This is a genomic window from Bradyrhizobium forestalis (assembly GCF_002795245.1).
Taxonomy (GTDB): Bacteria; Pseudomonadota; Alphaproteobacteria; order Rhizobiales; family Xanthobacteraceae; genus Bradyrhizobium; species Bradyrhizobium forestalis.
The window spans coordinates 160,059-174,867 of sequence record NZ_PGVG01000014.1; the positions used below are offsets into that span (position 1 = coordinate 160,059).

The window sequence follows — 14,809 nt, forward strand, 5'->3', positions numbered from 1 at the left end:
CCGAGAACAGGTGCGAAGCACTGCCCATCGTGGGTGTGGACGGCGGCTATGCGGGAGGCTTGTTGTCGATGCACACGTGACCGCCACTGTGACTGCCAGCATCGTCCAGCCGACGATATCGACAGCACTCGTTGCTTCCCTGCATCTCGTGAACAGAAGGCGAAGGGGCGTGTTGCGTGGAGCAGTTTGGAATGCCGCGTAACGCGTTGAATTTGCTGGGAGCGAGCTGGAGCACGCGCAACACGGGCGGTCGCGCAGAACGAAGGTGCAACGGCACCAAGCTCTTGTTTTGCTGATGGAAAGTCTGGCGATCCCGGCAGGACTCTCAGATTTTCGATTTTTCAACAGGTTGGCGGGCCGCCGCCGTCAGAGCTTCTGGATCTCGTTGAAGTGCTGCGAGGGACCGGCATGCGGAAGCCGCAGGGTAGCGCGACGGAGTTCAACCGCCAGATCACGCATGATCTTAGCTTGCCGCCCGTGAGCGCTGAGATCGCTGCTGCGGCGAAGTCGGGCGGCCTGTCGGCTCTGACCAGTGTTCGCGATCGCATCAAGCGCGCGTCGCTCGGCCGCGGCACCGGCCAGTTGGCGGATATGTTCCTGGCGCCAGACAGCGTCGAGCAGATGCGGGGCGTGGCAGCGCGCGCCGCTGAAGCGCCAATGGCGGACGGTCTTCTCAGGCAGTTGATGGTGACGACTGCTGAGGGTAGGTCGGCATCAACTGAGCAACAATCGGCGCGGGTCTCAGGTCCGCGCCTTGAGGACCACAGCCGCTATTCCGCTCTCTCCAGGCTCGGCGCGCTCGTTTCCCCGCGTGAAAAGCTTCGTTTTCGTCCGAAACGTACGGAGTTTTCGGTGGAGGTTTGCCGCAACGATTCGTAGCTGCGCGGATAATAGCGAGCAAATGGGGGGACTTTGGAGTTTATATCAATTCGAGCGGCACTGCTGGGCGTGCTTTCGCTCGCCGTCCTGGCGCACGTCTACTTGGCGCAGGTTCGCTGGTGACTGGACTGTTGCTCGCCGGGTCCTTGGTGCTGTTGATCGTGCTCGGCGAATCGCGCGGGTTGTCGTCAGCTGTCCGCAGGCGCATCCATGCTGGTCAACGGCTTTGGCGGTAAGATCAAGGAGGCGGCGCTGCTCGCCATCACCTTCTGCAGTTATGCGGCCGGGCGCCTTACCGGTCCGGACGATATCCTTACCGGCGTGATCACGGTCGGCTCGATCACCGTGGCGGCGGGGACGCTGGCGACACTTGTTGCGTTGATCGAACAATGGTCCCGGCGGCACGGCAAGCCGTTCGTGTTCGGCGAGTTCGATGGGCGCCGGCGCAATTTGCGACGCTGCTTTGCCTAGTCGTGCTGGCGGCCGCAGCGAGTGCGCAGCGCCTCGCGCCTTATCGCACTCGTTATCATCGCTGCAGTGCCGGCGGCAATATTTGCCGCCTCGATGGTGCGCTTTCCCTTAGTTGCTGCGGCGTTGGGGGTATTCGTCGTCGCGATGCTAATCCGCCACTTGCTTCGGAAAGAAACATGATGGCGGGGTTGAAACGCCTGGGCGCGAGGTTAGGGGCAGCGACGAAAGCTGAAGCGCTATCAATATCTGGGCAATCACCCAGGCGACCGGCAAGCCTGGCCGCAGCATCGGCGACGGGGTCGGTGCCAGATCTGGGTCGAATTGTTCTGAACGTTCCGAAGACGATATCGATCGTCGCCACTCAATTGCCCGAGACACACCCATTGTCCGTTTATGGTGACACGTTCGCGCTCTCGATCTGATGCGAGTGCGCGTCGCCCGTCGCGACCGGAGCCGATCGAGAATTCGCCAATGCCGTTGGATGCTGGTGTGAGGTCTGCGAGACCGCCAAGCGGACCGCCAATGCATAGTTCATGGCGAACTGGCGCGCGGCCGGGAAGGACAAATCTCGCAAGAACTTTAAGGGCCCGTAGCTCACCGGGAGAGCGCCGTTTTGCACGCGGCGGGTAGGGGGTCAATTGCCTCCGGGTCCACCATCATCACCAGCACCACCTGCTGATTTGCGGTCGACCTGCGTTTTTTGTGCTCGACCTCCCGGCCGGCGCTGGACCTGCACATTGCTCGGCGGGGAACTGGTAGATCCTCGCGACTGAAAACGCCGCCATGGCTTGTGATCAGAAATCGTAATGGGTGATCAGCGGGATCTCGCCTGGCTTCGCACGGTCCTTGGCCTCGTTCAGAGCTTTTTCCCGGCTCTCGCGTCCAGCGCTCTTGCTCGGCTCGGCAGCTAGCGAGGTTCGCGAGGCCTTGAACTGTCCGTGCTGCTTGCAGTCGAAGCCATCAGAACCTCCGGTGACGGGAAGTTCAGCGGCTTAAGTGCCGCAGATTGGACATGTCGTCATATCTGATTTCCAGCTTTTTTGAGGTTGGGTATATCGAAGCACACTGAGGGACAGTGGCGAGACCGCCGGCTAGGGCCGAAAACTGAGGGCGGCCTGTGGGTTTGATCTAATTGCAGGTATCAATTGGATATTGATTAAAGCCGCCGATTCCGACGAAGTATTTGTTGCCGGCCTTGCAGCGGGCTCTGCATTTAGGAATTTCTTCACGGCATATCCCCATAGCGGCGCTTTGCCTTGCCGCGTCAGGAACGTTTGCTTTTGCCCAATTCACGCACAGCGCTCCTTGCTCAGTGCAAGAGCGAGCAGAGACCGTTTCGACGGAAGCCAAGCCAATTGTGCCGATCAAAAATAACATGAAAAATCGTATTTTTATGCCGCTCCTTTTTTCAATTTCCAATGTGCCGACGCTGCTTCGCCATGCCGATCTCATCGATCGCGTCCGCCAGCCCTCGTAAGAAGACTCGATCCACGCATCATCATCGGGCAGCTCCCACTCCCGCAGGCCGGCGACATATCGTGTCAGAGCGATGACGCCGGCCATCGTGGTTGGCGTTGAGCGGATGAGCACATTTGCTGCTCAGTGAGAGTCAGGTTTCTTTGGCCGCTGATTTCGTCGGGCTGGCGCGGCTGGGGCTCAAGATGCGTGCCCGTGTTGAGGGGGACACCGCCGGACCCTAGCAAACTTAAAGCGGTGCTTTTCGGCGAAATGATCCATCCTCAGGACGAAAACGCGCGCGCGGCGTAGCTTCCTGGGGCGTGCAGAAAGACAGCACAGGACGCCCCATCGACGCCGCTGATCGTCATGGTTGCAATGCTAGGAAGTTCCTGGGCAATTTGCCTGCGGAGCAAAATGGTCAAAATGGTAAAGGCATGTCGCAGTACGGTGATGGCACTCACTTTTATAGTAGTCGCCACCATCAATATTCTGTGGGATTTCATGAACAGCTATGTCGCCTGCGGCCTTGCGCTGGCCGCCTCAGTGGCCGCAGGTTTTTGCGTTGAGCGCGCCTTTATTAAGCGGTCCCATCGTGAGATGGTCCGCCGCCGCGGCGCTGAATGGAGTTCGGCGAACGCACAGCCCGGTGCATGAACACCTGCAGCTGTCGCGATAGTCAGAGAAGGCGACCTCGCCGGCTTCCGCTGCGGTCCGCTTTGATTGGAAAAGCCTCGACATTTAGTGCAGTATAATTCCTCTCGAAGGTTGTAAGCAGACCTGTCGCGAATCCGGTCAACCAAGATGGGAGTGCGATCGATGCCTCGAAAACCTGGTTCGAACTATTTGACTGGCGCAGCAGGAGCAGCGCTTCTGATTTTGGGAATAGCTATTCTTGGTTCTTTCGTTGTCGACGTCAGAGCTCATCGCGTCGTCGTTAACGGCGGCGCGTGCATCCTATTTGGATTGGTTCTTTTGTGGTGGACCTTTGGTGAAAACGAAAGCTGGGGGATCGGCTTCGAAACGGTGACCATGACAGTCACAGTCGTGACCGCGGTCATCGCGATTCTGGCGCTAAACGTAGCCCCGTGAGGTCAGAGGCTCACGATAAGCAGGATGCCCGGGGATATCGGTGGCGCGACGTTGACCTGGCGTACTGCCGCGTTTCAGCTGCCGAGTTACAGGCGGCGACGGCATTACTCGGCGTCCAGATCCAATAGTTTTCGCAGAAGGTGCCGCCGGCTTCGAGCGCGCCGTTCAGGATCATTTCGGCGATGCTGCCCGGATCAAGCGAATGTCGCGCCGCAAGGCGCGGTAGAAGGCCGGCGTTCTCCACCCGAATAGACGCGCGCCGGCAGCCTCTCGACGCGGGCCCGTGCCCTGAGAGCTGGATATTGCAGCGCCAGGCCCCCGGGAGAACGGCGGTTGTTGGTGACGATGGAGGCTTTGACGCCATCTATGGACCACGCCCGCGATGCAAGAGGAATCGACAAAGGGGATGAAGCGGTTTGCGCCAAATGAGCTGGATCACTCGAGGTGATAAGTTATCCTTTGGCCTGAGAGAATCTGAGGAAGTGCCAATCGGAGCGCTGCCGCTCCTTGCCGGTCCGGCAGCCCTCGCTCAAGCAAAAAGCCTCGGATTTGATTGATGACCGCGGTTCTTTGCGTCACCAATCGACTGCGAACTCCTGTGCAGCGCCTGCAAGTCAAGTTGCTCGGCCGATTTCAACGGGACGAAGCGCATGGTCGGGCGTTGCGCCGCCTCTGCGATGGCTTCGGCATCACGGAAGTCATTTTTGTGGCCCTTAGGTATGGCTTCACATACTGTGCTGGCAAGAGCCGTACTTGATGGCCTAATTTCTCGAGCTTGCGACCCAGGTGGTGTGCTCCTGCACAGGCTTCCATTCCGATCAGGCAGGGCGGAACATTAGCCAGCGACTGCTCAAGCTGATTTCTCGATCGCTTCTTGCGTAGGATGATTGCACCCGTGGCATCGAACCCCACCACATGGAATTCTTGCCTAGATCGATACCGATCGTGACAATGTTCGTATGGGACATGGTTTGCGCTCCTCTCTTGGCGGAGCTGTACGTTGCCCCTGTGAGCGGGCGTGGTCCATGCCATTAACTCGTAAGGCGCGTCTGCTTTGCCCTTGCCGATGCACTCCACCTCCGGGGCGTGGAAGGAATAAAGCTTGAAGCCGCGCTGGCGCTGCTGCTGCGAGCGGAGCTGCGGCGCCCGGCTGAGCGGGAGGGCGAACGTGTTCTCAAGCATCGCCTGACCTTCGATCTTGCGGCGGTTATCGCGGATGATCCGGCCCAGTCGGCTGCGCAGGATGCGCAACTGCCACTGATGCCACTTGAATTGCTTGGCATGGGCGTAGCGTCCCGCCATTACGCGATTTTGGCGATGCGAAGATAGGATTGCCGCAGCTTGACCCCATGCTTCCTCGCCAGACGGTTGAGCCCCTTGATCGCCGCGTGCAAGAGCTTGGCATCGGTCGGGAAGGTGATCGCCTTCGGCTGCACCGTGGTATGTGCGCCATGACGGCGCGAAGAAGGAGGTTGCGCGGTGATCTTGGACCGCGTGGTTTGGAGGCGAGCCTGATGTGTCATTTCCTGTTTATGGAATCCCGCCTAGCGCAACGCGCCTTCTGTGGTGATAGCAATGCCAGCAAGCCCCCTCTGCTCAGGGCAAGCAGCGTGCACTAGCGAGCGACGGCCGCAAAGCCACTTTTTGGTCACTTGCCAGTCGTCGAAGGGCTGAACGCTCGATCATTAGATGCGGCGGGAAATTCGCGACGCCGGTGATGCCGGCGTCATTCCAGTCGAGGATTGGCAGGGTCGCCATACCAGTAACGGGCCTTCTGGAAGGCTGCGCAAAGAGGGCGCGTAGACTTGCAATTGTCCGGCTTAGCTATGTCCGACATGTCTGTGGCAAGTCTGCCGGGAACTCTCGCTCTTACCGTTTCTACCCAATCTTACCCACTTGCACCCCTAACCGATCTTATACCCGGGTACAACCAGGTCTAGACCTTCTGTTGCTAGGGGCGGGAGGAAGATCGTGTCTCACCATTGCACGGACGACCAGAGGTCGTTCCGGGATGGTAACGTGTCTGAACTGGCGATTGGATCCGCGGCTACGGCCGCGGTCGCGATCGTGGCCACGCTGGATACGAAGGCTCGCGAAGCGTTTTACCTTGCCGCCATCTTCGAGGCGTGCGGCCGCAAGACCATACTGATTGACGTCGGCACGAAGAGGGATGGCGCTAACAAACAAGCCGATGCGAAGGCGCCCAACGAACTCTTGAAGCAGATTGCTGAAAGGACGCGCAGTAAGGCTGGTGACCTCCCGGGATCAGCCTTGGCCCTGGACGTTGAGCATCGCAAACTTGTCCGCCTTGGCTACATCAAGGCAGGTGAAACGACTTCGGAGCTCGCAAAGCAGCTGGGACTATTCCGCTGAGCTTAAAAAGACAATCAAGGAACACAATGCGCACGCTGCCAGAGCACAGGATCCCCTCTTGAATGGTGGGGAAAACGGCTTTCAATCGAACCTTCGGCGATCCGACCGTGGAAAAAATCCAAATCTTGGATCAATCATAGACGGACATTTGGGGCGTTTCCGATCATTCCGGCAACGTTTGGCGCGCCCGCCGGATTGGCGACCGACAGTTACGGAAGCGTCCTGGATGCACAAGGCAACGCAATCTAGGGTCTTCATGCTTGCGGCACCGACATGACTTCTCGTGCGTGTATTTTATCCCGCGGCCGGCACAACAATCGGTCGCGCCATCGTTTTCGCATAAGTGCTTCCGCTGATCAGGAGCAAAAAGCCGCGCTTCCGGAGCTCGACCGTCTACCACACTCGTGTGTGCCGAGGGAATATCTGTGCGGGTGGGGGGCGCGCATCGATAGGACTAGAGTGGGACAGCCCTCATCAGCAGCTCTCAGCGAAGGTAGATCCCGACTGGCCACATTCTCGAGATGGCGGCCGGCTTCTAGCGTGGTGAGCCCCGGTGGAGGGGAAGATCGCCGCATCAACTGTCTTCGAGTATCGCGAAGAGCTGGGCTCACATAGGTGTTCCAAGACAGATGAAAGCAGGAGAAATCGATCGTTCAACAGCTAGGCTGCGTGGTGACGAGTCGAAAATGCCAGGACAAGCCGCGCAGGCGTGTCGGACGCGATTGCAATCCGCCAGCCGCGAGGCAGTGATGAAACTCGACAGGATCGATTTTCGTCTTCTTGATCTCGTCCAACGAGATAATCGCCTCTGCAGTGAACATCTTGGAAGGAAGGTCGGTCTATCCGCGTCCGGAGTTCAACGTCGGCTGAAGCGCCTTCGAGCCAAGGGTGTCATTGAGGCCGACGTTTCCATCATTTCTCCAAAAGCAATTGGGCAGAATGTGACGGCAGTGGTTCTCATTTCCTTGGAGCGCACGCGTGCCGACACCGTTGATCGCCTAAAGCGGCAAATTCGCAAGATGTCTGAAGTGATGAGCGCATTCTACGTTACAGGTCTGGCCGACGTCGTCTTGCTAGTTACCGTAAACGATATGGAAGATTACGAGCGGTTTGCCCGGCGTCTTACAGACGAAAGTTCAGAGATAAAACGCATTGAAACAATGGTTGTCATGGATCGGTTCAAAGCAGGCTTCACTTTGCCAATAGCGTCCATCGCATGGTTTTAGGCGACGCACGAAGACGTTGGTTTGCGCAACTGCCGTCGACCGCATCGTAAGGGTCGGCTTTGGCCTTTCAGATGGGGGATACATTGCGTCGCTCGCGTCACGCCAAGATCGTGGCAACCATCCGTGCGGCATGTGCCGAGCCTGAGAAGATACCTGCTCTCTACCTTTCCGGGGTCGATGTCTTTCGGCTAAACGTCGGCCACGAACCCGCGAAGACCACGCCAAGAGTTATGTGTGTATTCGTGAACTCGAGCGGGAATTCGGCCGGCCGACAGGCGTCCTGCAGGGATCTCCAAGGCCAAAGCTCCGCATCGGCTCCCTTGAAGTTCGGAGCGATGCGCGCATACAAGGCTTCAGCGGCGAACACGAACGCGGACCGTGTCGCGGCTGCTTGCGTCTATCATGGTTTCGCTACGATTTTCACGCTCGACAGTCACGCTTGGACTTCATCGGCTATGTCATGTATGCAAGGTGCCAAGTCTGCGATCGTGCTGAGGACGGACGGTGCTCCCATCTGAACTCTACGAGCGGCGCGACCGCGCGACTCAGCCGTCCCGGCAATGGCTTGTGCATGGTCGACCGCGTAGGCGATCGCGAGCTTCAGCGCCTAGGCGAGCCGGTGTGTCACCCAATCACAATCATGAAGCAGGCTATCATCCGTTGGGTCGAGCATTTTGTCGAACGCGGCGCCCTCAATCTCGTGAAGGGCTTTCATGAAAGCATAACGGCGGAAGACGTTGACGCTTGCGCGGCGGGCAAGCTCGTCGATCGCTATTACCATCGCGATGGCCTTGACCTTCTTGGCTGGCGTCAAGTCGCCGGCACATATTGAAGGTCCATGAGGATGATCTCGGCCTGCGTCTCGTTGCGCAGCCGAACGAGTCCGTCACGAATGGCGTCCGTCGTCCGAAAAAAGGTCGGGGCGACGGCACTTGGGACGGATCCTGCCAGACCACGTCCGTTCCGACTGCCAAATCACCACGCCTCCTGCGCGCTAATGCCCTTATTTATCAAGGCTGATGGCCGCGGCAGGGTATTGAGCTCGTCACCGAGCCCTTTTTAGCGCAGTCCATGCGCAGCCAAAGAGGACTTGATCGTCAGATTCCTGGTTCGAATGCAGCGAATACAGGTCAAGATCGAAGTTACGCGCCAGTTGGTCCGAGTTGCTGCGACGATGACGAGATACGCAGCTCCGGATCTGGGGCGCAACAACACTCTGCTGAATGTCTAGATTCGCCTTGACTCGCCTTGCACTTAAAGGTTGAATCGCCTTATTAGATCGCTATTTTTATAAGTCCTTTGGGGGACACGTGAATTCAATGGCTGCGATGCAGTCCGGTCGTGCCACCGGGCGGAGGCGCTTGCGCTCGCCGCATGAGTTGCGGGGGTGGTCACGCGCCCGCGGTTCGCGTTGCCAGCCGATCGCGGTCGCTCGCCGTCGGAGACGGTTTTCCCCAGTTTCGCGCTACCATATCTTGTATTTGTGTTCCGACTTGCCCACACATGGTGAGGCAATTGTCGGCAGATTCGCTTTGAACAGCGCTCTCGTCAGTCTCGATATTGGATCGCAACGAGCTGAGATCAGGGCTCCGCACACGCCGTCCGCGCGTGTTTGGATAATTGCGCTTCAGGGCGACGGCAAGGCTCGCAGCATCGACGATTTGCTAATGAGGGATGCCCGATGGGTTTCTGACAGAACAGGCGAAAGCCTTGTTCCTCCAGAAGACGACATCCTCTTCTATGAGCCTCACGAAAAGCGATTCGCTTATGCGACGACACGCGCTCGTGGACAAACGCGCTGGTCGGTGGACCGTGCGGCGCGCATGATTTTCGCTGGCGAAGCCGTAAGTGCGGCTCGCGAAATGCTCTTCCTCAGTTTCCGGGGTGGTGCGCCGGCTTCCCGCACCGATCTTGGGGCTCCGCCGATCACGCGCGTCGTTGATCAAGTCGCGCATCCACGCGACCGAGCAGAGACTGCTTCTCTTTGCTCCAAAGGCCTTTCAGTTTTCAAGCAACTCGATGGCAGCGTTGAAGGCATCTTTTACCGCGCGATCGCCGATACCTTGTTGGGGGAGGACGGCGATCCTTTTGAGATTCTTTCCTACCTCAGTCGCTCCCAGATCGCTTTCGGCCGCTCCTGGCTGAGCGCTCCGTGCAAATCAGCGCACCAGGCGCGTCGACTTGTCGAATTGTTAGCTGCTCGGCAGTCACAGCAGGAACTGCCGCTCAATCCCGACCCGGCTAAGGCCAAGAAGATCCAAGATCGCCGCTCTCCCACCCGCTTAGGTTTTTCGTCCGAGCATGCGGTGGGATTGGCCGTCACGACCCACGCGGAGGTCGCTCGCGACGGTTATCGTCAGCTTGATCGACGCGTCGTTCTGGGCCGAATCCCGTTCGAGCCAAAGCGCTTCATCAAGTTGCTCAGAGGCGTCCAGCATGAGCAACTTCGACCTTCGGTGGCTGTGCCGGACAAGAAGGTGGTTGCAGGTCAGGTTGTTGAGGTCGAGGCGGTCCTGGATGGCGAACTGCCGACCGCCCTTGGCATCGCTGGTAAGGTCGCTCGTGCCGACGGCTGGACCACGTTGCAGCTGTCGGCCTCCAATTCGGCAGTCACAGCAGGAACTGCCGCTCAATCCCGACCCGGCTAAGGCCAAGAAGATCCAAGATCGTCGCTCTCCCACCCGCTTAGGTTTTTCGTCCGAGCATGCGGTGGGATTGGCCGTCACGACCCACGCGGAGGTCGGTCGCGACGGTTATCGTCAGCTTGATCGACGCGTCGTTCTGGGCCGAATCCCGTTCGAGCCAAAGCGCTTCATCAAGTTGCTCAGAGGCGTCCAGCATGAGCAACTTCGACCTTCGGTGGCTGTGCCGGACAAGAAGGTGGTTGCAGGTCAGGTTGTTGAGGTCGAGGCGGTCCTGGATGGCGAACTGCCGACCGCCCTTGGCATCGCTGGTAAGGTCGCTCGTGCCGACGGCTGGACCACGTTGCAGCTGTCGGCCTCCAATGCGGGCGTCGAAACTCCCGTTGTCGGTGGATATGTCGGAGAGCCGGTCGTCTTTCGCGTAGTGCCGACCAAGCCTGGGCGAGTTGTTCTCAAACTCTCTTGTCTGCCTGAGCGGGGTACGCTCTTGGAGACTGAATTGTCATTTCCTGTGTATTAAAAAATCAGAAGCGGCGTCGACGATGAATGGCTTGGGCTCTACCCCGACGGAAGAAGTGCAGATTACGAACGCGCAATTTCTCAACACCTGCAAATTTGTGCTGAGCATCGCCCGTCATGCATCCGTTCCCTTTACCTCCGACTCGTCCCCAAAAACACTGGAACGGATTGCCGGCAAGGTACGTCAGCTGCCGAAACAATGCCGCCGTTCCAGCGTCGAGTACAGTTCTGAGTCCCTCGCAAATCGCGACAAATATATGGCTCAGGTTCTCAAGAACGGAGCGGCGCTGTTTGATCAGGTAATTACCGACGCTGGGGACCGCAAAGAGTTCGTACGGATGCTGTCAGCGCATGTAGGAGCGACCATCCGTGTCAGCGGCGAAGGCGCTTGCATACCGTGGGAAGCTCTGTGTTTGTCGGGGGATCCCGACAACGCGACGTACGAGGATTTTCTCGGTTGGAATCACGTCATACTGCGCGAGGTGCCCCGGAAATACCGGCCGTTCAAGCTTGATGCCGAGGTTCGCAGGGCCGGTTTCGTTGAAGACGATGGCCTGGCAAGTGTTCATCGGCGCGATACCCAGCTCGCAATTGACGGACTCGGCGATTCCATTACGAAAATTCCGCTGGACCCGCTAAAAAAACCCACAGACAAGAGGTTGTTCCACGGGTTCTTTTACGACAAGGAAGCGCCCAAAGAGCTTGTTCAGTTCGATTGCCACATCGAAGGTGGGGATGAAGTTCATACCTCCCATATGCGGGTAACCGAAAAGTTTCAGCTTCCGTTCCCGGCGTTCCACGAAGCCGTGCTCATGTCAGAGCCCGTCGTTCTGCTCAATGCTTGCGGCGCCGGCACCACCAATTGGGCAAGCACGGACGGCTATGCGGCTAAGCTCTGGGCCAATGGTGCGGCACTCGTGATCGCGGCGGAGGCTGCGCTTGGCGATGGGTTCATGACGGACTTCGCTCATCTCTTTTATCTGATGGCAAGCGACGGTGCGTATGCCGCCGAAGCTCTCCTGAAGGCTCGACGAATTACGCTGGCAGAGCATCGAAACCCGTCCGCACTGTTCTATGGGCTATACGGCGAAGCTCAATTCCAGCTGAGGGCGCCTCCGCTTTCGGCAACGAAGAGGGCCGAACTTGATTTGAAAAAGCGTGTCTTGGGGGGCATCTGGCCTCCCAAGCCGAAGCAAGTATTGGATGAAGAGCGAGTAACGTAATCCACCGAGAAAGGATTGCACGTGTCCAACCTTCAGACCAAAGAGACCGCGCCTGGCTCGCAACTTCTTGTGAGGCGCTCACGCGAAAGTCATCCACCAAGGATCGCGCTACAGTCCGGCACGGACCCAAGGTTCAAGACCGGGATAGAGGAATAGATCAATGTTTGCAGTCATCAAAACTGGCGGTCACCAATATCGTGTCGTACCGGATGAAGTGCTCGAGGTCAGCAAGCTCCCCGGCGATGTTGGCACGATCGTGCAACTGCCCGAAGTGCTGGTGCTCGGTGGAGACATTCCGACGCTAGGTACGCCGACAGTGGCCGGTGCCTCAGTTGCTGCCGAAGTGCTGGACCACAAACGGGGCCCGAAAGTCATCGCTTTCACGAAGCGCCGTCGAAAGAACTCGCGCCGCAAGCGCGGCTATCGTGACGAAATCACCGTACTTCGCATCACCGAGATTTTGCCCAACAACGCCAAGCCCTCAATCCGGCCGCGGCCAAGGAAAGCTACAAACGATCTTCAGGGATCGAAATTTAGCAAGGAATTTCAAGGGGATGAGTTCAAGCGCGAAAGCGCGGGTTCAGCTCCTGGCGACAATTCCCACGGCCCGGCCGGCGCGCGTCATACCCCCGCAGGGTCCTCCAAAAGCCAAGAATTGCCCCTAGCTAAGCAAGAACAAAGCCGTCAGGATGCCGTTAGACAGCAGCGGGAGCCTATTTCCCCGGCCGAGGATGCGTCGAAAGGAAAAAAAGAGGTTTGGTCGCTAACATCCGACCAAGCAGTCGCGTTCTCTACTCGCCTCGGTGCCCAGAACGGAACAGACCGGATTGCTGCTATGCAAGAGCTTCAGAAACAGGATTTGACTCCTGCAGAGGCCAAACACTTCGCCGCGAAGCTAATCAGCTTACTCGTATCTGATGATTCGAGCGAGGCTGTCAAGGCTGCAATCACCCTGTGTCAGCTCGTTTACCCAGACCGATACAAGGACGTGGTTGAGCCCCATGACCTGCTCGCCCGCGTGCGAGAAGACTTGCCAAAAGCCTTGCATGATCGACGCGTCGATTATGTCACGCATCTCGACGCCGAACGGCTTCGTGATGGCTGGATTCGCGTGCACGCGCGGCTAAGTAATGAATTGCCGTTTATGTTGGATGGCCAGCGGACACGGCTAATTACGCCCCGGTGGATGAAGAAGGCGAAGGCGGAAGACTTCACGATCATCGTAAGCGGGCCATCGGTCGACTCTGAAAGCGTACGGTTTCAAAAGGCGAGCCCTCAGAAGGGGGACCTTGGCGCTGTAACGGTGGAGTGCAAGATGGACGAAGGAGTCGCGGCTGCCCTAACCGTCGACTTCTTCGTCGACAATCATCGTCTCACACGGGAAACGCTGTCCCTCAAGTCAGTGGCGCGTCCGTAACATTGATGAACGCTGGCCCGTCCTCAGCATCGCCGATAAACGCGGCCTCTGAGGGGGGCAGGCGGTCTTGTTCCTCATCACCTTTGCCCCTGGCGGCCACATAGCGGTCGACACCCTTGAGCCCCCAACGTCCACCCTTGAGCTCCAATTCAAACAGCTCGATTGCGAAGACGATGGGCTTTTGTCCCGAGTACGTGACGCCAGCTTTTCCGGTGCATTTGGCCGACAAGTTTGCCTCGATAGTTCCTGCAGCGGCCGCATCTGCTGCAGCTGTCATCTCCGCGCCGGTCTTGTCGTACGCAATCACCTCGATCGCCTTTGCAACGGCAACGCCGGTTATCACGTAGAGACGGTCGCCCTCGCTGTAGACACCCTGTTTCTGATGCAAGGCGGCCTCTGCAATGAAGTCGGAGAGTTTCGAGGGGTTGCAATCGAGCCATTCCGCCATGCCGATCCGGACCGTTACCATCGCAGCAGAATCGTAGGCGCTCTGTAAGCGGCCTGATGTTCCACCGAACATCGTGGCAACGTGGTCAAGCAGTTTGATCCCCAGCTTGGCGTCAAATTTGTTCGAAAACCTTTCCTCTATGTCAGACAGCGTGTCTCGCTCCCGCACGTGGTCGTGGAGTTGATCTCTAAAAACCGCCGATAGTGGCGCCCGCACGGTCTGGCCGCCTTCCTTTTCAATGATCAACTCGCCCGGCAAGATGCCTTCGCGTGGCCACTGCAAGACGTGCAAATGGTGCTTCGTGAGCATCAGATTTAAGAGCGGATCTGTATTGGATCTTTTGCAATTGAACATGGTCTCTCTCTTCTTCTCAATGGATCATAGGACGCGGACGGCCTAAACGCCTATCAGCAATGATTGACTGATCTCAGACACGACTCTTGAATCGTGCCCGTTAACGCCCCAGACAAAAGCATGACTCGAAACGCTCGAAACTGCGGCCGAAACCAAAATCAAAACGCCGCATAGAGTCTCCCATTCAGATGGCGCGGAATAATCGCGCAACTATTGGGTGAACGCAAGGAGAAGGCGTCTCTCGACCTTACCGGGCTGGTCTTCTTCCACGCCAAGCCTATTCGGCGCGGAGAAAGTCCATATATTTTTCTTGCTATGGGAGTTCTAGGTCCGTCATCAGACGGTAGCGTGTGCGCCGCGAGACCACGAAATTAGGTGGCTTCTCAATCCTCGTATTGTGAGAAATTTGAGGTTGAAAGCCGGTGGAGGCCGCCTTGCCGAATGAGGCGTGTTGTTGATAGTGATAGGCGCAGTGCCGAAGTCGAACGGCTGAGGTGAAGGACACGGGCCGGCGGCGGCGCTGGTCCGAGGATGAGAAGCTCAAGATCCTCTTGGAGAGCTTGCAGGCGCCGCGCCAGGTTGAGATCGTGTCCCTGAGCGTGGTGTAACTGGCGGTGGGACACCGCGTTCGCCGGCAAGAGCCGGACTGGTCAGCTGGCAATAGCCGGGAGGCTGACGGTTGGATCATCGCTCAACGGCGCGATGGTTTC

12 protein-coding genes, 1 tRNA gene and 3 pseudogenes are annotated in these 14,809 nt (G+C 58.1%); 12 read left to right on the forward strand and 4 right to left on the reverse strand.

Annotated elements, in window-relative coordinates; translation table 11 throughout:
• Window positions 1-408 precede the first annotated feature (408 nt).
• From CVM73_RS18845 to CVM73_RS18855, 3 genes are all read left to right on the forward strand, one after another.
• Entirely contained in the window at window positions 409-879 is a 471-nt protein-coding gene (locus CVM73_RS18845; protein ID WP_100233407.1) for a hypothetical protein, read from the forward strand.
• 210 nt (window positions 880-1,089) lie between these two features.
• Entirely contained in the window at window positions 1,090-1,350 is a 261-nt protein-coding gene (locus tag CVM73_RS18850; RefSeq protein ID WP_100233408.1) for a hypothetical protein, read from the forward strand.
• 583 nt (window positions 1,351-1,933) lie between these two features.
• Window positions 1,934-2,006 (forward strand) — tRNA-Ala (locus CVM73_RS18855).
• A 472-nt stretch (window positions 2,007-2,478) separates the two neighbouring features.
• Here the strand turns inward: CVM73_RS18855 and CVM73_RS39240 are convergent.
• A complete protein-coding gene (locus CVM73_RS39240) occupies window positions 2,479-2,913 on the reverse strand; it encodes a hypothetical protein (protein WP_205751158.1) in 435 nt (144 codons plus the stop codon).
• Between the two features lie 309 nt (window positions 2,914-3,222).
• Between CVM73_RS39240 and CVM73_RS18865 the strand changes: the two genes are divergently transcribed.
• Together CVM73_RS18865 and CVM73_RS18870 are read left to right on the forward strand one after the other, a co-directional pair.
• Window positions 3,223-3,462, forward strand: a complete 240-nt coding sequence (locus CVM73_RS18865) for a hypothetical protein (protein ID WP_245452343.1) — start codon at window positions 3,223-3,225, stop codon at window positions 3,460-3,462.
• 162 nt (window positions 3,463-3,624) lie between these two features.
• Window positions 3,625-3,897: a hypothetical protein gene (locus CVM73_RS18870; protein ID WP_146006620.1), complete on the forward strand. Its 273-nt coding sequence runs from the start codon at window positions 3,625-3,627 to the stop codon at window positions 3,895-3,897.
• A gap of 415 nt (window positions 3,898-4,312) precedes the next feature.
• On the opposite strand, the pseudogene CVM73_RS18875 reads toward CVM73_RS18870, so the two are convergent.
• Both CVM73_RS18875 and CVM73_RS18880 read right to left on the reverse strand, forming a co-directional pair.
• A pseudogene (locus tag CVM73_RS18875) lies at window positions 4,313-4,865 on the reverse strand (IS110 family RNA-guided transposase); the annotation flags it as partial.
• Window positions 4,866-4,932: 67 nt separating this feature from the next.
• Window positions 4,933-5,345: pseudogene (locus tag CVM73_RS18880) on the reverse strand (IS5/IS1182 family transposase); the annotation flags it as partial.
• A 571-nt stretch (window positions 5,346-5,916) separates the two neighbouring features.
• Between CVM73_RS18880 and CVM73_RS18885 the strand changes: the two are divergent.
• The 7 genes and pseudogenes from CVM73_RS18885 to rplU form a co-directional block, all read left to right on the forward strand.
• Window positions 5,917-6,270 (forward strand): Tm-1-like ATP-binding domain-containing protein, encoded by a 354-nt coding sequence (locus CVM73_RS18885; protein WP_245452344.1) that lies wholly within the window; start codon window positions 5,917-5,919, stop codon window positions 6,268-6,270.
• A 629-nt stretch (window positions 6,271-6,899) separates the two neighbouring features.
• Window positions 6,900-7,496 (forward strand): Lrp/AsnC family transcriptional regulator, encoded by a 597-nt coding sequence (locus CVM73_RS18890; protein ID WP_309143197.1) that lies wholly within the window; start codon window positions 6,900-6,902, stop codon window positions 7,494-7,496.
• Window positions 7,497-8,136: 640 nt separating this feature from the next.
• The gene (locus CVM73_RS39750) at window positions 8,137-8,328 is read left to right on the forward strand and encodes a hypothetical protein (RefSeq protein WP_158237584.1); all 192 of its coding nucleotides are present in this window, start codon (window positions 8,137-8,139) and stop codon (window positions 8,326-8,328) included.
• 700 nt (window positions 8,329-9,028) lie between these two features.
• Complete coding sequence (locus CVM73_RS18900; protein ID WP_100233411.1) at window positions 9,029-10,144, forward strand: hypothetical protein; 1,116 nt, start codon at window positions 9,029-9,031, stop codon at window positions 10,142-10,144.
• A gap of 67 nt (window positions 10,145-10,211) precedes the next feature.
• A complete protein-coding gene (locus CVM73_RS18905) occupies window positions 10,212-10,658 on the forward strand; it encodes a hypothetical protein (protein WP_100233412.1) in 447 nt (148 codons plus the stop codon).
• Between the two features lie 22 nt (window positions 10,659-10,680).
• Window positions 10,681-11,880, forward strand: coding sequence for a hypothetical protein (locus tag CVM73_RS18910; protein WP_100233413.1), 1,200 nt, complete (start codon window positions 10,681-10,683; stop codon window positions 11,878-11,880).
• Between the two features lie 160 nt (window positions 11,881-12,040).
• Window positions 12,041-12,385, forward strand: a pseudogene (gene rplU / locus CVM73_RS18915) (50S ribosomal protein L21); the annotation flags it as partial.
• Between the two features lie 889 nt (window positions 12,386-13,274).
• On the opposite strand, the gene CVM73_RS18920 reads toward rplU, so the two are convergent.
• Window positions 13,275-14,099 (reverse strand): gasdermin, encoded by an 825-nt coding sequence (locus CVM73_RS18920; protein ID WP_146006621.1) that lies wholly within the window; start codon window positions 14,097-14,099, stop codon window positions 13,275-13,277.
• Window positions 14,100-14,809 lie beyond the last annotated feature (710 nt).